Raw genomic sequence first — 16,628 nt, 5'->3', positions numbered from 1 at the left:
ATTCACAGAGGTCATCACTGTCCTCCCCCGATGAGCGACCTGTCGAGACCTGGCATGGTGGTGGACCCCAGTCTCGGCGAGACGTTGCCCGGCACGGTGCCCGGCACGGACACGTTCTGCTCGATGTCGTTGGTGAGAACCCCGAACGGCAACACAAGCCGATTCTGGTCGGCAAGAGGAGCCTGGATCATGGTGGTGATGTTGGCGCACTGATCGATGATCGGCTGAATCTGCGCACCGAGCGCCTCGAAACGCGGGTCACCGGGCACCAGCTTGCCGAGGTCGAGCAATCGGCAGACGGTTCCGAGCGGATCCTGGGTCTCGTTCTGCAGATTGGCACGCGAGGCCAGCGTGCCGGATTCTGCGTCGTAGGCGTTGACCAGGTTGCTGATGGCCAACGGCAGCAGCGTCAGAGTTTGCACGAGCTGCTCACGGTTGTCGGCAAGGGTCTGAGTGGGGACCACCAGACCGTTCGCTGCGGTGGTCAGCTCGGTCCGGTTGTCGGCCACGAACGTCGCCACGTCACCGAGGGACACCGAGAGCTGCTGCAGGGCGGCTCCCAGGTCCTCGCGCTGGCCCGACAGGAAGCCCGTCAGATCGGCGAGCTGACTGTTGAAGTTACGAACCTGCTGATCGTTGACGGCCAGCGCACTGACGAAGGTCTGCAGATTCTTGATCGTGTCGAAGACATCGGAGCGCGAGTCGCTCAACGTACGGCCGGCAGCCGAGAGCTGAGTGATGCTGTTGCCCAACGCTTCCCCGTTGCCGTCGAGGTTCGCCGCACCGGTGTTCACGAGGTCGGTGAGAGCGCCGTCCTTGTTCGCGCCGTCCGGACCGAGAGCAGTGGACAGATCGTTGATCGACTTGTACAGCTCGTCGACCTCGACGGGAGTGGCAGTGCGATCACGGCCGATCGTGGTGCCGCTGGCCATGATGTCGCCGCCGGTGTAGACGGGCGAGAGCTGGACGTAACGGTCGGCGACGAGCGACGGGGTGACCTGGACGGCCTTCGCGTCGGCCGGAATGTCGATGCCGCGATCGACTCGCATGACGACCTCGACGTCTTCACCCAACGGCGTGACCGATTCGACGGTACCCACCTTGACGCCGAGAACTCTGACCTCGGATCCAGAGTAGATGCCGATCGACTTGTCGAAGTAGGCGGTGATCTTGGTCGAACCGGCCCTGGTGAACAGCCACCAGCCGGCGACGGCAAGAACCAGCGCCACGATCACGACGACCGCGATCAGTGCGAGCTTGTTCTTGTTCCTCGGTGCTGCCTGAGTCTCTGTCATCAGTTCCCCGCCAACGTATCGAGCGCGGGCTGGCGGTAACCAGGTATCAACGGAACTCCGGGTGGGGTGAGGTTGGCCAGAACGATGTCGAGCCATCGGCCGTTACCGGTCACGTTGGTGTAGAGCCGGATGAACGGCTCGTACAGCTTCAGCGCCCGGTCGAGATTGTCGTTGTTGCGTTGCAGGATGTCGATGACGCCGTTGAGCTGTTGCAACATCGGGTTGATGGTTGCCTCGTTGTCACGGACCAGACCGGTCAACTCCTGCGACACACGTTGTGTGCCGGTGAGCAGCTGGGAGATGGCCTGCTGCCGATTGTTGAGCTCCTCGAGCAGTGGACCCGCATCGGTGATCAGTTTGTTGAACTGCTCGTTGCGGTCGGCCAGCACCTTGGAGGTTTCGCCGGTGGCTGCGAACAACTTCTTGAGTTCCTCGTCGCGGCTGGCCACCGTCTGCGACAACCGAGTCACGCCGTCGAGCGAGGCTCTGATGTTGGCCGGGGTCTCGGAGAACGCGTCGGACAACGTCCGCATGCTGGTGGCGAGCTGATCCGTGTCGATGTCGTTGATCGTCGACGCCGCCGCCGAGAACGCGTCGATGACGTCGTACGGAGAGGTGGTGCGCGCCAACGGAATCGGATCTTTCGGGCTCAGGGTGTCCGAGCCACTCGGATCCAGTGCCAGGTACTTCTGCCCCAGCAGAGTCTTGATGGCGATGGCCGCTCGCGACTCGTTGCCGACCCAGGCGTCCTGCACCGTGAAGTCCACGAGCACCCGGTCGCCGTCGAGCCGCACGTCGGTGACCTTGCCGACCTTGACCCCCGCGATACGGACTTCGTTGGACGGCTTCAGACCTGCGGCTTCACTGAACTCCGCGGTGTACACCGAACCTGCACCGATGATCGGGAGACGGTCGAGGAAGAAGACCGACATCGTGGCGAGCAGGATGATCGCGATTCCCAGTGCCCCGATGGTGGCCGGACTACGTCGAGATGTCATTGCTTGATCCCCCCAGCTTTGCAGCGCTCTGCCGAGTTCGTGTACAGGGGCTGATTGACGGTCGGAAGCCCGGTCGGCAAATTCAGGTTCGGCGAATACCCCGGTCCGGCGACGATGTCGATACCGCAGAGGTAGAACGTGAACCAGGATCCCTGCTGAGCCGTACGAATCAGCTTGTCGAGCTTGACCGGCAGATTTCCGAGGACCGCGTCCACGTCGGCGCTGCGTCGATTGATGGTCTCCGACAACGTGTTCAGCGCTGTGACCGAACCCTGGATCGACGGCCGTGTCGGCTCGAGCAGGTCCGCGGTGGCGTTGGTCAGTCCGGCCAGCGAGGTCACGGCCGAGCCGACGACGTCGCGGTCGGCCGACAGGCCCGACACGAGCTGCTGCGTGTTGACGATGAGGCTGTCGAGTTGCCCGTCGTTCTGGTTGACCGTGGCGAGCACGTTGTTGAGGTTGGTGATGACCTGACCGATGACCTGATCCTTGTCGGCCACGGTGTTGGTCAGACTCGCAGTGTTCTTGACCAGTTCGTTGATGGTGCCCGATTCCCCCTGGAACACCTGGATGATCTGGTACGAGAGCTTGTTGACGTCATCTGCGCTGAGCGTGGTGAACAGCGGGCGGAATCCGTCGAACAGAGTCGTCAGGTTCACCGCGGGCTTGGTGCGCTCGAGCGGAATGGTCGCTCCCCCGGTGATCTTCTGGCCCTGATCGCCCGAACCCTGCTCGATGGCGATGTAGCGCTGACCGACCAGGTTGCGGAAGCGAATGGTGGCAGTCGAACTCGCCGGCAGCCAGTCGCGACTGCTCAGCGTGAAGTCGACCTTCGCCTCTCGTTCGTTGGCGATCTCGATCTTGTCGACCTGCCCGACGCGAACGCCGGCAATTCGGATCTCGTCACCCTCGTTGAGCGAGGTGACATCGGTGAACATGGCCGAGAACTTGGTACCACCACCACCGCTCGAGTTCGCGATGGTGAAGGCCAGGGTGGCCGTGGCGATGATCGTGATCACGGCGAACACGACCAACTTGATGATCGGCGCGAGAAGGCCTCTCATGGCACGGTCACCTCCACTCCTCTCAATGCCGGTGCGCCGAGTGCGGCGGCCCACGACGGAACAGTCTCTGGTGCAACACCACTCGCTTGTCCGTAGATGACGGCAAGGGTGTCACGCTCGAAGTCCGAGCCCTCGTAGCTCGCGGGCTGTGCAGACGCGGAGACAGCGGGAACGATGGAACTCTGAGCCGACTTCGGTGGGCCCTGCCCGGGGATCTCCTGCGGGCCGGGATTACGGGTCGGTACCTGGTAGGACCCGTCGTTGACCGAACCTCCCGGGTACTGCGGGAAGAACTCTCCCGGTGCCGCCGGCTCGAAGCAGGTGGCTCCGCGGTCGTCGAACAGCCGTGGCTCGTCCTGGTTCGGCAAGTAACGGCCCTTCGGGTTGACGAACGATGCGGACACGTTGATTCCGGGGTACTCGTCGCCCTCACCGAGGACGATCTTGCCGCGCCTGGCACCTTCGGCGAACTGACTGAAGGTGCAGCCGAACGTCGGCGAGAACTCGGCCAGCAAATCGAGAGCCTCTCGCGAGTTCGAGGCGAGACCGATCAGATTCTCGGAGTTGACCTGCAAGAAATCGGCGGTCGTGTTCGATGCCGACGTCAGCGAGCCGTAGAGCGTCTCGAGGCTGGACTGCCGCTCGACGACCGTATTACCCGTCGTACGCAGGTTGTCCAGCGCCGAGATCAGCTCCGGTGCCGCGTCTGCGTAGGTCTGGGAGAAGTCGGCGAGACCCACCAGCGTCTGCTGGATGTTCGGCAGTTCGGTGTTGAGACCGGAAACGACATCGGTGAGGTCGTCGATGGTCTGTCCGAGCTGCTCGCCGCGTCCGCTCAGGCCTTGTGCCAGCGACCCGAGGGTATTGGCGAGGTCCTGCGGCGGGATGGCTTGCAGCAACGGCAGCAACCCGTCGAGCAGCTGCCCGACCTCGATCGCGTTGCCGCTGGTGTCCTGTCGAAGAACGGTGCCGTCGGAGATCGGCGACGCCGAATCGTTCTCGGGCACGATCAGCGAGACGTAGCGCTCGCCGAACAGGGTCTTCGGCAGCAGCCGCGCAGTGGCATTCGACGGGATCAGCGGAGCCTTGTCCGGATCGATGGCGAGCTGCGAGGTGACGACGCCGTCGACGGTCGACGCCGAGCGCACCTCGCCGACGATCATGCCGCGCACCTTCACATCTGCGTTCATCGGCAGAGCGTTGCCGACCGAGTCGGTTTCGAGGCTGACGTTGACGACCGATTTGAACGTCTTGTTGTAGGAGGTGATGCTCCATCCGAGAAACAGGATGAGTACCAAGAAGAACGCAAGTCCGAGCAGTACTCGCTTCAGTCGCGACGGCGAGTCGATCATCCGGCAACCCTCACTGTGGTGGTCGTGCCCCAGATCGCGAGGCTCAGGAAGAAGTCCAGTACCGCGATCGTGACGATCGCCGTACGTACTGCGCGACCCACCGCGACGCCGACGCCTGCCGGTCCGCCGGAGGCGTGGTAGCCGTAGTAGCAGTGGATCATGATCAGCACGAACGCGAAGATGAGCACCTTGAGGAAGGAATACAGCACATCTTCTGGAGGTAGGAACAAGTTGAAGTAGTGGTCGTACGAGCCGGACGACTGCCCGTTGAAGATCGTGCTGATTCCGCGGGAAGCGACGTACGAGGCAAGCAGACCGACGATGTAGAGCGGGATCACCGCGACGAATCCGGCGATCATGCGGGTGGTGACGAGGAACGGCACGCTGGGCACTGCCATGACTTCGAGTGCGTCGATCTCCTCCGAGATACGCATCGCGCCGAGCTGGGCGGTGAAACCACAACCGACGGTGGCGGACAGTGCAAGCCCGGCCACGATCGGTGCAATTTCACGGGTATTGACGTAGGCCGACAGAAAGCCGGTCAAGACCGAGCTGCCGAGCTGTTCCAGGGCGGCGTAACCCTGCAGACCGACGACGATGCCGGTGAAGCCGGACATCATCACGATGACACCGATGGTGCCGCCGATGACGGCGAGCGCGCCGCTGCCGAAGGTGACCTCCGCCAGCAGGCGAAGAACTTCCTTCTTGTAATGGACTGCGGTCTTGGGTATCCACCCGATGGCCCGCAGGTAGAACGACATCTGCTCGCCTGCGCGATCGAGCACGTTGAGCGGGGCATTGCCGACGCGCTTGACGCGCATCAGCGTGCGGTCACCGCGACCTCTGGCGATCGTCATCGCGGTTACGCTCCCTTCGCTGGTACGACCTGGAGGTAGACCAGGGTGAGAATGAGGTTGGCGAAGAACAGCAACAGGAACGTGATGACAACCGTCTGGTTCACAGCTTCACCGACACCCTTGGGGCCGGGGTTGGGATTCAGGCCCTTGTACGACGCGATGATGCCGGCGATGAGACCGAAGATCGCCGCTTTCGCTTCTGCGACATACAGATCGGGTAGCTGAGCCAACGCGGAGAACGACGCCAGGTAGGCACCGGGGGTACCACCCTGCAGGATCACGTTGAAGAAGTAGCCACCGACGATGCCGACGACCGAGACGAGTCCGTTGAGCAGCAGCGCCACGAGGATCATGGCCAGCACTCGCGGAACGACGAGGCGGTGAACCGGATCGATTCCCAGTACCCGCATCGCGTCGATCTCCTCGCGAATGGTGCGAGAACCGAGGTCGGCGGTGACGGCAGAACCGGCCGCACCGGCCACCAGGAGGGCGGTCACGATCGGACTGCCCTGCTGGATGACGGCGAGCACGCTGGCTGCACCGGTGAACGATTCGGCACCGAGCTGCTTGATCAGCGAACCGGTCTGCAGCGATACGACCGCGCCGAACGGAATGGCGACCAGTGCCGTCGGCAGAATCGTCACGCTGGCGATGAACCAGGCCTGCTCGATGAACTCGCGGAACTGGAACGGCCTACGAAAGGTGTTTCGGACCACCTCGACGAACAGTTCGACGATATTGCCCGCTTGTGTCAGAGCGGCGTTCGCGGGCGCGAACGCGGACTTCTTCGATCCCCCCATGTCTGCTATTGACCCCGACCTTGTGTTGGAGCTTGGTAGCCCTGCTGATCATGTCCTTGGTCGTAGCCTTGTTGGCTGTACCCCTGTTGGTCGTAGCCCTGCTGGCCGTACCCCTGTTGGTCGTAGCCCTGCTGGTCGTAGCCCTGCTGGTCGTAGCCCTGCTGGTCATAACCCTGCTGGTCTGCGTACGCCGGGTAACGCTGCCCCGAGTCGGTGCTGTCGAGGCTCTCCTGGATCGCGACCTGAGCGCTGTGCGGCAGGGTGTGCATGATCTGGCGCACCCGCTCCTGCCTGCGTCCGACGGCCTGGCGCACCGGCGTACCCGGGGTGGCCTTCATCTGCGGCACGATGCCTTCGACGTCGTCGACGCCACCGGCGTGGTGACCGGCGTCGACCATGGCCTGCTCCTGCGCCATCTGCGCCTCGTCCTTCTCTTCCGACATTCCGATCGGCCCGATCATCGTGCCGTTCAGGAATTGCTTGACCACCGGCTCGTCACTGGTGAGCAGCACCTCACGGGGGCCGAACATGACCAGCTGACGACGGAACAGCATGCCGATGTTGTCGGGGACCGTTCGAGCCAGATTGATGTTGTGCGAGACGATGAGGATCGTGGCATCGATGTTGGCGTTGATGTCGATCAGTGTCTGCGAAATGTACGTCGTACGAACAGGATCGAGGCCGGAGTCCGGCTCGTCGACGAGAATGATCTCCGGGTCCAGCACCAGCGCGCGGGCGAGGCCGGCACGCTTGCGCATACCACCGGAGATCTCACCGGGCAGCTTGTCCTCGGCACCGAGCAGACCCGTCAGTTCGAGCTTCTCCATGACGATCTTGCGAATGTCGGACTCGGACTTCTTGGTGTGCTCGCGAAGCGGGAAGGCGACGTTGTCGTAGAGGTTCATCGAGCCGAACAGGGCACCGTCCTGAAAGAGCACTCCGAACAGCTTGCGGATCTCGTAGAGCTCACGCGAGGAGCACTGCAGGATGTCGGTTCCGTCGATGAAAATCTTGCCCTGCTCGGGGCGAAGGAGACCGATCAGCGACTTGAGGAAGACCGACTTACCGGTACCGGAAGGACCGAGCAATGCACTGACTTCACCCTTCGGCAGAGTCAACGTCACGTCCTGCCAAATCTTCTGTACACCGAAAGACTTGGTCAATCCTTCGACCGAAACCTCGACTCCCACGCTGACCTCCACAATTCATACACATCGACCCGGATGTGGGTTGCGTCACTGTATCCCATGCACGTGTCCGCTCCGACACAGGAGCTTACCGCCCAGTAAGAACTTCCCCGAGTCAGGCTGTAGAGCTTGCATCAGTGTGGCTCATCTCACGCGAGCCGGTCGGGAAGTCGCCCGAACTGTGACAAGTCCCTGCCGTCGGATTCTGTGACAAGACACAACTGCACCCGGCCGAGACCATTCGGAAAGCTTCGGACTTCGGCGTTCACGAGTAAACAGTGACGCGTTGCCGATGTCCCGGGATCGAGAAGACTCCGTGATCGGTCACAACGCAGCGCGATGCGATCCGCATCGAACACAGGAGAAGGCTCCATCGAACGCAGGAGCAGCCCTCCCCCGAACACAGAAAAGGGCCGCCCTCACCGAAGTGAGGACGGCCCCTTCTGTGCGCTCGATGTTGACGAGCGCGAAGTACGACTGCAGTGAAGCGGTCTTACTTGACGGAGATCTTTGCGCCGGCAGCTTCCAGCTTCTCCTTGGCAGCCTCGGCTGCATCCTTGGCGACCTTCTCCAGGATTGCCTTCGGAGCGCTCTCGACGAGGTCCTTGGCTTCCTTCAGGCCGAGGCCGGAGACGACCTCACGGACGACCTTGATGACCTGGATCTTCTTGTCGCCGGCCGACTCGAGAACGACATCGAACTCGTCCTGCTCTTCGGCTGCCTCAGCCGGAGCGCCTGCTCCGCCTGCTGCTGCAACTGCGACGGGAGCAGCTGCGGTGACCTCGAAGGTCTCCTCGAATGCCTTCACGAACTCGCTGAGCTCGAGGAGGGTGAGCTCCTTGAACTGGTCGAGCAATTCTTCGGTGCTGAGCTTCGCCATGGTGGCGGTCCTTCCTGTAAGTACCTGGCCGCTGATCCGCGACATGGTGTTGGTGTGGAGCTGTTCGCTAATGCCAGCGGATCAGCTTTCGGCGGGAGCTTCCGCCGGTGCTTCTGCTTCTGCAGGGGCCTCGGCTGCGGCAGGTTCGCCGGCAGCCTTCTTCTCCTGCAACGCGAACGCCAAGCGGGCGAACTGCGATGCGGGAGCGTTGAACAGGCCTGCAGCCTTCGACAAGTTGCCCTTCATGGCGCCGGCGAGCTTGGCCAACAGGATCTCGCGAGACTCGAGGTCTGCGATCTTGTTGATCTCGTCCACGGACAGCGTTGCGCCGTCCATGTAGCCGCCCTTGATGATCAAGGCCTTGTTGTCCTTCGCGAAGGCCTTGATGGCCTTCGCAGCGTCGACCGGCTCGCCCTTGATGAATGCAATGGCGGTCGGTCCGACGAACAAGTCGTCGAGGCCGGTGATGCCGGCATCGGCAGCTGCGCGCTTGACCAGGGTGTTCTTGGCGACGGAGTACGTGGCACCTTCGCCGAGCGCACGCCGGAGCTGAGTCAGACCGGAAACCGACAGGCCACGGTATTCCGTGACGACGGCAGCCGTCGAACCCTTGAACTGGTCGGTGATCTCCGAAACTGCGGAGACCTTTTCGGGCTTTGCCATACTTCGCCTCCTCTCGTGGGAAGTTGTGTCGATCGCGAGAGGGCCGGAAAACGACGAACGCCCCGGTGCAGGAAGCACACGGGGCGTGAACAAGTGGCAGCCGAAGCTGCACGACAGGTTCCCTACCGCGTTCTCCTGCGTGGGCCGTCCGAAGCGATCTCGGACCTTCAACCGCACACCTGTCAGGAAATTTCCCTCGAGAAGGCGGTGACCAACGGTCTTGGGTAGAACTTGATTGGGCGGAACGAAAGAAATGCACGCACTGCGAGCACATTCCTTCTGGACCGTCGACCAGGCTACAACACCTCGGGGGTCAACTCCAAAACGATCGGCTACTGCCGCACCCCGTAGACGACCAGGTTGCGTTCGTAACTGCCCACGGTCGCATCGAAATCGCCCGAACAGGTGATCAACCGGATCTCGTCGCCGGGCACCGCGCCGAACACCGACGCCGTCGGGAAGTCCGCCTTGCCGTGGTCGCCGATGCGCTCGATCCGATAGTCCGCTCGGCCACCTGCTTCGTCGCCGACCGTGACGATATCGCCCGGGTTCAGATCCGACAGCCGATCGAACACCGCAGGCCCGGTAGTCGAGTCGACATGCCCGGCGAACACCGTCGGACTGCCGATCCCACCGGGTCGGCCACCGCCGGTGAACCACCCGACGTCGTCGTAGTCGGTGGGTACCTCCATCTCGCCGCTGTCGGCAATACCCAGGCCGACGAGCCCCTCGTCGAGCGCGATGGCAGGAATGCTCAGGCGCATCGGGATCGGCCGATCCCCCACTACGCCGGACAGTTCGGGCGAGGGCACGGGCACGGGCGACGAAGAGGACACCGTCGGGGCCGGCTCAGGTTGTGACGACGGTGGCGACGGTGGCGACGCACCACATCCCGTCACCACCGCCGTCAGAACCGCAGCCGTCAGAACCGCGGCCGCGAGTGCAGCCCGCGTGGGGAGCTTCAGCTCTGCACCCCGCGGGTGCGCCGTGCCACCAACGTCACGCCCGCGACAGCCATCGCGCCGAGGGCTACCGCGCCGACGACGGGAGCTGCGGAACCGGTCGCCGAATCGGATGCCGCGGCGAGCGCCGCGCCGCCACCTCCGGTTGCTACCGATCCGACCGGAATCCGGGTCAGCTGTCCTCGGACCGCTCCGGCCGAGAAGTCGACGGTGTGGGTGTCGGCCGCGAAGCCTGCTGGGTCGGCTTCGATCCGGTCCAACGTGAATCCGGTACCGCTGTCTGCATCGGCACCGGCCGGGGTCAGACCGGTGGTGAACGGACCCTGCATGCAGCCGTTGCTGTTGCGCGGGCCGTCCCCGACGGGGGTCGGGTTCGGGAACGCGAGGCGCGGCGGTCCCGCTGCACCTGCTGCGGCCTGGTGGATATGAGTAGCCGTCTTGGCCGGGCTCATGTAGTCACCTGTCACACCGTTCAGCGAGATGTCGTAGCAGATGATGTCGAGGTCGGAATTGATCCGCAGCGTGAAGGTGCCCATCGCGCCCGGCTGACCCGGAGTGGCCACGCCGTCACCGTTCAGAACCTGATCGGGCGTGGCCATCGCGGTGAATGCGCTGGTGAAACTGTCCGGTTCGGCGACCGGGGTGTCGGCAGCGGCCGGGCCCGCCGAGAACAGCAGCAGCGCCGCCGCGGTGGCCGTACCGCCGACGAGTGCCGTGGCGGATCTACGAACGGACGCCGCCCGGCGTGTAGTGGAACGTGTGATCATCTCGTGTGCCTTCCATGAAAGTATCGGGCAGGCGAGCCCGTACACGGTGTACGACGGTCGGCGCGTAGATGTTCAAATATCGGTAAAGAAATATTCCAGTCTTGGATATGAACGCCTGCGGGGCCGCAGACGTAATCACTGTCATGAGCATCGGGAGCGTGATCGAGCTGAACTTCGATGTCGCGGCCGCATACGACCAGCACGCGTCGGAGATGCTCGGTTACGCCGTCAATGCCCTCCGCGATCGAGCCCTCGCCGAGGATTGTGTGCAGGAGACGTTCCTGCGGGCCTGGCGGGCCAGAGCGCGCTTCGACCCGAGCCGAGGTTCACTTCGCACGTGGCTCTTCGCGATCGAGCGAAACGTCATCGTCGATCTCGTTCGGTCCCAGGCGAGAGTGCCTGCGACGACATCGGACCGGCCCGACGAGCACGAACGCGGACCGAGCGCCGTCACGCGCGACACCACCGCCGACACCGACGAGCGGCTCCGCATCATCGCGGCACTGGCACAGCTCTCGCCCGACCACCGCGAGGTCGTCGTGGCTGTGCACGTATCCGGAAGCAGCTACGCCGAACTGTCGGAATCGACCGGAGTGCCGGTACGCACGCTCCGCACCCGCGCCTTCTACGCCCTGAAGGCACTACGCAGAAACCTCGACAGAAAGGAGGACCGATGACAGCCTCACCCGATCGGCGAGCAGAGCTGATCGCTGCAGCAGTCGGCGACGATCTCGACGATGCCGAAGCCGGCGAACTTCGCGCGCTGGCCGCGTCGGACCCCACGGTCGACACCGAGATCGCTGCACTGCGCGCGACGACGGAGCAGCTCGAACGCCGGGGCCCGAACCTGCCGTGGCTCGACTCGACTCCGCCGCCCGGACTCCGCGAGCGAATCCTGGCCGCCACACAGAACGCCGACAACACCGAGAACACGGTTGCCCCTGAGCGTTCGGACAGCTCCGGATTGCAGCCGGTCGCCAGGCCGCGGTTCGGTGTCAGAAACGGGTCGGCCGGGTTGGCCGCTGCCGCAGCGCTCGTCGGTGTCGTCGTCGGCAGTGCAGCAGTACTGGGCATCGACGCATACCGCTCCGAGCCCGGTGAACCCCAGGTCGTGGTCACCGGACCACCAGGAACTCTCGGGGCCTACGAGGAAATATCGTTCACCACCAGCGGACCGACTGTCGACGTCGAAGGCGGTCTCGTCGCCCACACGTGGGGAACGGAAACCGTCCTCGAAATGGACGGCATCTCCGAGGGCGGTCCGTACGACGTCGTTCTCGTCGACCGATCGGGCGTCGACCGGCCGTCCGGCACGTTCCTCGGCAGCACCGTCACCATCGAGTGCCGGATGAATGCCGCCGTCCTGCGCGGCGACGTCGCCGAGATCGAGATCAGGGGTTCGGACGGAGTCGTACTCGCGTCGGCTCAGGTGCCGTCTGCCTGAACGCTTGTCTCGGAACGCAATCCGGGCCACCAATTTCGCTCGCCGAACAGCTTCATCATCGCCGGCACCATCATCATGCGCACCAGAACCGCGTCGAACAAAACGGCGACAGCGAGCGCGAACCCGAACTGTTGGAGTTCGAGAACATCGGCAGTGAGGAAGCTGGCGAACACGGCGATCATGATCGCGGCCGCAGCAGTGATCGGCCTGGCGGTGTGCTCGAGGCCGTCGACGATCGCGGTGTCGTTGGCGCTGGTGTCGTTGGCACTGGTGTTGGTCACGCTGTGTCGGTTGCGATGCGAGACGAACACCTCGCGCATCCGGCCGATGAGAAACACCTCGTAATCCATCGACAGACCGAAGACCACGGCGAACACGGTGACGGGCAGATACACCTGGATGTAGCCCGGACTGTCGAATCCGAGTAGCGACGATCCCCATCCCCACTGGAACACCGCCACCGTCGCACCCAACGCCGCGCCGGTGACGAGCACATTCATGGCGACCGCCTTGATCGGAATCACCACGCTCCGAAAGACGATGCCCAGGTACACCAGCGAGAATGCCAGTACTGCGAACACGACCCACAGGAATTTGCTCGAAATCTCCTGGGAGGCATCGACGACGAGGGCGGTGGTTCCGCCGACCGATACGGTGGTGCCGTCGCGGTCTGCGGCAACAACTGCCTGCGACCGGATCGACGCGACCAGGTCGGAGGCCTCGGTCGAGTCGATCGGCACCGCGGGCACCACGATCAGCAGCGTGCGACCGGAGTCCTGTTGCGCCAGGGCGTAATCGACGCGACCGTCGGCTCGGATGTCGTCGGCGAAGGCCGCGACGGTGGCCGCCTGCGCCGGTTCGAGGGGACGGTCACCGCTGCCGGTGAACACGACGGTGATCGGCGAAATCGTTCCAGGAGCGAACTTCTCGGTGAGGACCGTGTTGGCCCGGCCGCTCGGCTCCGCGGCAAGGGCGTCGGCTCCGAGGTCCACCCCGTACTGGATGGTCCCGATCGGCACCAGGGCGGCCAGCAGCACGGCCGCGGTGACGGCCGTGTAGCGCCACGGGCGTTCGATGACGTGCCGCGCCCACCGTGACCACCACGTGGGTATCGCGGCATCATGCTCACCGACCGCCGGAGGCTGAAACCTCTGCGGCAGCGACAGTGTCGAGATTCGCGGGCCGAGGACCGCGAGAATTGCCGGTAGCAGCGTCCAGGCCACCACGACGACGCACGCCACCGTCAGCGCAACGACGAACGAAATACTCTGCACGGCAGGAACATCGACGATCGCCAGAGCACCGAGCGAAATGAGTACGACCAGACCGGAGATGACGATCGTGTGGCCCGCCGTTCCCATCGCGGCCCCGACGGCCGCATTCGTACGCCCCTGGCCCGTGGCGTCCCCCGGCAGCGTGGTGCGGTCCATTTCCTCTCGAAATCGGCTGACGATGAAGAGCGCGTAATCGATGCCCAGACCGAGACCGAACATCGACGCCACCGTCGTCACGAGGACGTCGAAGGTCATGACGTGCGAGAGCAGCGAGAACACTCCGAACGCCGCCAACACTCCGATGCCCGTGGTGACGAGCGGCACGATGCCGGCGACCACGGATCCGAGAGCCAGGATCAACAGCACGAATGCCATTGGTAGGCCGATACTTTCGGCCCGGACGGCGTCGTCGGACTCAACTTTCGTCAGATCGACGGTCATCGGCGAGTATCCGGTGACCGCCACGTCGATACCGCCGGCGGACGCCCCGTCGATGAGCTTCTGCATCCGTTCTGCTGTCGCGATCCGGTCGCGAGGGTCGCCGCCGACACCGACGAAAGCCAGTGCCGACGTTCCGTCCTCGGAGATCTGGGGCACGAATCCGGCCGTCTCGTAGGGATCGATGACCCGCAGCACATCCGGGGATTGCCGCAGCGCAGAGACGGTCTCGCCAACGCGTTCGCGGAAAGCGGGATCTGCGACGCGGACCCGATCCGACGTGAACGTGACGACGAGCTGCTCGGACCCGAACGAGGAGAAGTGCTGTTCGACGAGCGCGTCGGCGCGACTCGATTCGGTACCGGGGACGGAGAAGTTGGCTCCCACCAACGAGTTCTGCAGTGCCGGATAGAGCGCAGCAGAACCCACCGCGAGCAACAGCCAGACGGCCAGCACGAGCCACCTGTGACGGCCGACCGTTTGCCCCCAGCGGTCACCGATGCCGAGCCTGGTCTGCGCACGGTCGAGCACCACCGTCCGATCGATCATGGCCGAGGCAGCTCGAGATCGCAGTTGTAGATGCGGTACGTCCGGTGCGGAGTCTGCTCCATGCGGGTCAGCACCGATCCCTTCATCCAGGGACTGTCGTCGAGCACCGGCGCTGCCTCCACCCGGGTGTAGCCGAGATCGCGCATCCGCACCGACAACTCCATGATCAGCAACGACGACACCGCGCGATCGGGGCAGTCCGGATCGACGAACAGCATGTCCACCCGCACCCCGTCGATCACGTCCGTCCGGCTCGGCTTCTTGACGTGCCACAGCGTCACCAGGTCTCGCAGCCACCGCGACTTCAGGTGCGCCGCCTTGGCCGCGGCCTGATTGACGTCCGGGATACCCATCAGAAATCCGACGGGCTTGCCGTCCAACTCGGCCAGCAGGGTGAGCCGTCGATCGAGGACCGGCAGCATCATCTTCAGCAACTCGAACAGTTCGACGAAGGACAGTGGTGAGAAGCCCCAGAAGTTCACGAACGTCTTGTTGTAGAGATCGCGCACGATGCGCGCGTCGCGGCGAACCGTTCGGTACTTCATCGAGCGGAACGTCACTTCCGAACGCGCCTTGATCTTCTCGAAGATCTGCATGTGCCGCGCATATTCGGGGCGGTTGTAGATCACGCACGGGTCGTCGAACAGGTAGCTGTAGAAGTCCTTGATCCCCACGAGCCCCCACTTCTCGAAATGGGCTGCGTAGTACAGAGGATTGTGCGGCATGCCCACCAACGGAAGGGCAGGCTCGTCGTCGACGACGATGCCCGCGCTGTAGAACATCGACGGACCGAAAGGCCCGGACATCGCGCCGAGCCCGCGCGCGGCAAGCCACGCCGCCGCGGCGTCGAGCAGGCCGGTGGCGACCTCGTGATCGTCGACGGCCTCGTAGAACCCGAAGAAGCCGATGGATTCACCGGTGTACTGGGTGAAGCTCGTGTCGTGGATGGCCACGACTCGTCCGACGACGACCCCGTTCTCGCGTGCGAGGAAGGCCGCGATATTGCGGGTCGACGCGATGGCGACCGGCGGCGAAATCAGGATCCGATCGAGATCCATGGGTTCGTCGGGCAATCGGTACGGATCACCCTGGTAGACGAGATCGGTGACAGCCTTGAATTCGTTCCAGTCCTGGGTGGACTCGACCCGGTCGACAGTGATCATCGTTCCTTCTCACATGAAGTGTTGTCTGCCACCGGGATCGGTGAGCGGGCGACGACGCTCTCCCCCGCGAACACGTACTGGCCCGGTCGGACGGTGATGGTTTCGGCGAGAGCGTCGGGGACGAACACGTCGCATTGAGACCCGAAGCGGATCATCCCGTACTGCTCGCCGCGTTCGACGGTGTCGCCGACGGCGACGTGCGCGACGATCCGGTCGACCCACAGATCCGCTATCTGTGTCACCGTCACCACCGACCCCGATGAATGTTCGATGGAGATGGTGAGCCGCTCGTTGCTCAGTATGTAGTCGCACCCCTCGTCGTACGGGGTGCGCCGCGTCAACAGGTTCGCTCCCACTCGCGCCATCGACTTGTTGAACGGTGCCGCGGAGCGATGACGCCGCATGCCGATGGTGCCCGAGATCGGAATCCTGTTGCGGTGCACCGAGTATTCGGACATGTAGATCCCGATGAGGTATCCGCTCTCGGTCGCTGCCACACCCGCGATCTCGTCCAGCGGAATGGTTCTGCCCTTCTTGACGGCGAATGCCGTCGAACCCGCGTCGACGCGTTTGACGTACGTGACGAACCCGTCGGCTGGTGCCACCACCGACAGCGGATCGGCCGGCGGAACGCGATGCGGGTCTCGGAAGAAGAACCGGGTGCGCCAGTACAGGAACACCCCGAACGGTGCCGCCACGGCGACACCCACACCGACGAGTGCTCGTCCGAGCGACATCAGAGATGTCGCTGTTCGTCGATGCTCTCCGACCACGTCACGAACGCGTCGGCTGCCCGGTGTCGCAGCGCACCGGGCAGCAGCCCGATAGCTGCACACACGACGTAGAAGCCAACGGAGAGAACGGCGTTGGTGACCTCGTGGCCGAGGGAGAGTTCCCGCAACCGCACCGAGGTCGGCTCGAATCCGTCTGCCACG

Annotated in this window: 17 protein-coding genes; 2 read left to right on the top strand and 15 right to left on the bottom strand. The window is 63.9% G+C overall.

Translation table 11 applies throughout. From position 1 onward, the window contains the following. Positions 1–14: 14 nt before the first annotated feature. The 11 genes from CH285_RS18870 to CH285_RS18820 all read right to left on the bottom strand — a co-directional run bounded on the left by CH285_RS18870 (position 15) and on the right by CH285_RS18820 (position 10,825). Positions 15–1,295, bottom strand: a complete 1,281-nt coding sequence (locus CH285_RS18870; protein ID WP_094643954.1) for an MCE family protein — start codon at positions 1,293–1,295, stop codon at positions 15–17. Beyond that, positions 1,295–2,293, bottom strand: a complete 999-nt coding sequence (locus tag CH285_RS18865; RefSeq protein ID WP_032365273.1) for an MCE family protein — start codon at positions 2,291–2,293, stop codon at positions 1,295–1,297. Before CH285_RS18865 ends, CH285_RS18870 begins: the two co-directional genes overlap by 1 nt. Continuing rightward, complete coding sequence (locus tag CH285_RS18860) at positions 2,290–3,357, bottom strand: MCE family protein (protein ID WP_094643953.1); 1,068 nt, start codon at positions 3,355–3,357, stop codon at positions 2,290–2,292. The genes CH285_RS18865 and CH285_RS18860 overlap by 4 nt, the downstream gene beginning before the upstream one ends. After that, positions 3,354–4,709 carry an MCE family protein gene (locus CH285_RS18855; protein ID WP_032369724.1) on the bottom strand — a complete coding sequence of 452 codons (1,356 nt, stop codon included), beginning with the start codon at positions 4,707–4,709 and terminating at the stop codon, positions 3,354–3,356. Before CH285_RS18855 ends, CH285_RS18860 begins: the two co-directional genes overlap by 4 nt. Then, the gene (locus CH285_RS18850) at positions 4,706–5,566 is read right to left on the bottom strand and encodes an MlaE family ABC transporter permease (RefSeq protein ID WP_032365270.1); all 861 of its coding nucleotides are present in this window, start codon (positions 5,564–5,566) and stop codon (positions 4,706–4,708) included. Before CH285_RS18850 ends, CH285_RS18855 begins: the two co-directional genes overlap by 4 nt. Positions 5,567–5,571: 5 nt before the next feature. Continuing rightward, a complete protein-coding gene (locus CH285_RS18845; protein ID WP_032365269.1) occupies positions 5,572–6,366 on the bottom strand; it encodes an MlaE family ABC transporter permease in 795 nt (264 codons plus the stop codon). Between the two features lie 5 nt (positions 6,367–6,371). Beyond that, complete coding sequence (locus CH285_RS18840; RefSeq protein WP_176458515.1) at positions 6,372–7,556, bottom strand: ATP-binding cassette domain-containing protein; 1,185 nt, start codon at positions 7,554–7,556, stop codon at positions 6,372–6,374. 490 nt (positions 7,557–8,046) lie between these two features. Next, entirely contained in the window at positions 8,047–8,433 is a 387-nt protein-coding gene (gene rplL / locus CH285_RS18835; RefSeq protein ID WP_032365267.1) for a 50S ribosomal protein L7/L12, read from the bottom strand. 81 nt (positions 8,434–8,514) lie between these two features. Continuing rightward, positions 8,515–9,096 (bottom strand): 50S ribosomal protein L10, encoded by a 582-nt coding sequence (rplJ, locus tag CH285_RS18830; protein ID WP_032365266.1) that lies wholly within the window; start codon positions 9,094–9,096, stop codon positions 8,515–8,517. A 332-nt stretch (positions 9,097–9,428) separates the two neighbouring features. Continuing rightward, positions 9,429–9,914, bottom strand: coding sequence for a class F sortase (locus CH285_RS18825; RefSeq protein ID WP_230592922.1), 486 nt, complete (start codon positions 9,912–9,914; stop codon positions 9,429–9,431). Between the two features lie 143 nt (positions 9,915–10,057). After that, positions 10,058–10,825 (bottom strand): CHRD domain-containing protein, encoded by a 768-nt coding sequence (locus tag CH285_RS18820; RefSeq protein WP_032369727.1) that lies wholly within the window; start codon positions 10,823–10,825, stop codon positions 10,058–10,060. A 143-nt stretch (positions 10,826–10,968) separates the two neighbouring features. Between CH285_RS18820 and CH285_RS18815 the strand changes: the two genes are divergently transcribed. After that, positions 10,969–11,502, top strand: a complete 534-nt coding sequence (locus tag CH285_RS18815) for an RNA polymerase sigma factor (protein ID WP_230073282.1) — start codon at positions 10,969–10,971, stop codon at positions 11,500–11,502. Further along, the gene (locus tag CH285_RS18810) at positions 11,499–12,269 is read left to right on the top strand and encodes an anti-sigma factor domain-containing protein (protein WP_032369729.1); all 771 of its coding nucleotides are present in this window, start codon (positions 11,499–11,501) and stop codon (positions 12,267–12,269) included. Before CH285_RS18815 ends, CH285_RS18810 begins: the two co-directional genes overlap by 4 nt. On the opposite strand, the gene CH285_RS18805 is transcribed toward CH285_RS18810, so the two are convergent. The 4 genes from CH285_RS18805 to CH285_RS18790 are packed head-to-tail and all read right to left on the bottom strand — an operon-like array spanning position 12,251 to position 16,627. Then, positions 12,251–14,530, bottom strand: a complete 2,280-nt coding sequence (locus CH285_RS18805; RefSeq protein ID WP_094643952.1) for an MMPL family transporter — start codon at positions 14,528–14,530, stop codon at positions 12,251–12,253. The two genes, CH285_RS18810 and CH285_RS18805, sit on opposite strands and share 19 nt — an antisense overlap. After that, positions 14,527–15,693, bottom strand: a complete 1,167-nt coding sequence (locus CH285_RS18800) for a hypothetical protein (protein ID WP_094643951.1) — start codon at positions 15,691–15,693, stop codon at positions 14,527–14,529. Before CH285_RS18800 ends, CH285_RS18805 begins: the two co-directional genes overlap by 4 nt. Next, positions 15,690–16,430: a phosphatidylserine decarboxylase gene (locus CH285_RS18795; RefSeq protein WP_094643950.1), complete on the bottom strand. Its 741-nt coding sequence runs from the start codon at positions 16,428–16,430 to the stop codon at positions 15,690–15,692. Before CH285_RS18795 ends, CH285_RS18800 begins: the two co-directional genes overlap by 4 nt. Then, positions 16,430–16,627, bottom strand: coding sequence for a hypothetical protein (locus CH285_RS18790; RefSeq protein ID WP_032369733.1), 198 nt, complete (start codon positions 16,625–16,627; stop codon positions 16,430–16,432). The genes CH285_RS18795 and CH285_RS18790 overlap by 1 nt, the downstream gene beginning before the upstream one ends. Position 16,628: the final 1 nt, after the last annotated feature.

It is taken from the genome of Rhodococcus sp. 05-2256-B1, assembly GCF_002258465.1.
Taxonomy (GTDB): domain Bacteria; phylum Actinomycetota; class Actinomycetes; order Mycobacteriales; family Mycobacteriaceae; genus Rhodococcoides; species Rhodococcoides fascians.
Note: the sequence above shows the minus strand (reverse complement) of the source record. Positions and strands in the feature narration are given on the sequence as shown.

Coding starts and splice junctions, on each gene's coding strand:
- CH285_RS18870 (WP_094643954.1), bottom strand. CDS start 1,295: ATGACAGAGACTCAGGCAGCACCGAGGAACAAGAACAAGCTCGCACTG.
- CH285_RS18865 (WP_032365273.1), bottom strand. CDS start 2,293: ATGACATCTCGACGTAGTCCGGCCACCATCGGGGCACTGGGAATCGCG.
- CH285_RS18860 (WP_094643953.1), bottom strand. CDS start 3,357: ATGAGAGGCCTTCTCGCGCCGATCATCAAGTTGGTCGTGTTCGCCGTG.
- CH285_RS18855 (WP_032369724.1), bottom strand. CDS start 4,709: ATGATCGACTCGCCGTCGCGACTGAAGCGAGTACTGCTCGGACTTGCG.
- CH285_RS18850 (WP_032365270.1), bottom strand. CDS start 5,566: ATGACGATCGCCAGAGGTCGCGGTGACCGCACGCTGATGCGCGTCAAG.
- CH285_RS18845 (WP_032365269.1), bottom strand. CDS start 6,366: ATGGGGGGATCGAAGAAGTCCGCGTTCGCGCCCGCGAACGCCGCTCTG.
- rplL (WP_032365267.1), bottom strand. CDS start 8,433: ATGGCGAAGCTCAGCACCGAAGAATTGCTCGACCAGTTCAAGGAGCTC.
- rplJ (WP_032365266.1), bottom strand. CDS start 9,096: ATGGCAAAGCCCGAAAAGGTCTCCGCAGTTTCGGAGATCACCGACCAG.
- CH285_RS18820 (WP_032369727.1), bottom strand. CDS start 10,825: ATGATCACACGTTCCACTACACGCCGGGCGGCGTCCGTTCGTAGATCC.
- CH285_RS18815 (WP_230073282.1), top strand. CDS start 10,969: ATGAGCATCGGGAGCGTGATCGAGCTGAACTTCGATGTCGCGGCCGCA.
- CH285_RS18810 (WP_032369729.1), top strand. CDS start 11,499: ATGACAGCCTCACCCGATCGGCGAGCAGAGCTGATCGCTGCAGCAGTC.
- CH285_RS18805 (WP_094643952.1), bottom strand. CDS start 14,530: ATGATCGATCGGACGGTGGTGCTCGACCGTGCGCAGACCAGGCTCGGC.
- CH285_RS18800 (WP_094643951.1), bottom strand. CDS start 15,693: ATGATCACTGTCGACCGGGTCGAGTCCACCCAGGACTGGAACGAATTC.
- CH285_RS18795 (WP_094643950.1), bottom strand. CDS start 16,430: ATGTCGCTCGGACGAGCACTCGTCGGTGTGGGTGTCGCCGTGGCGGCA.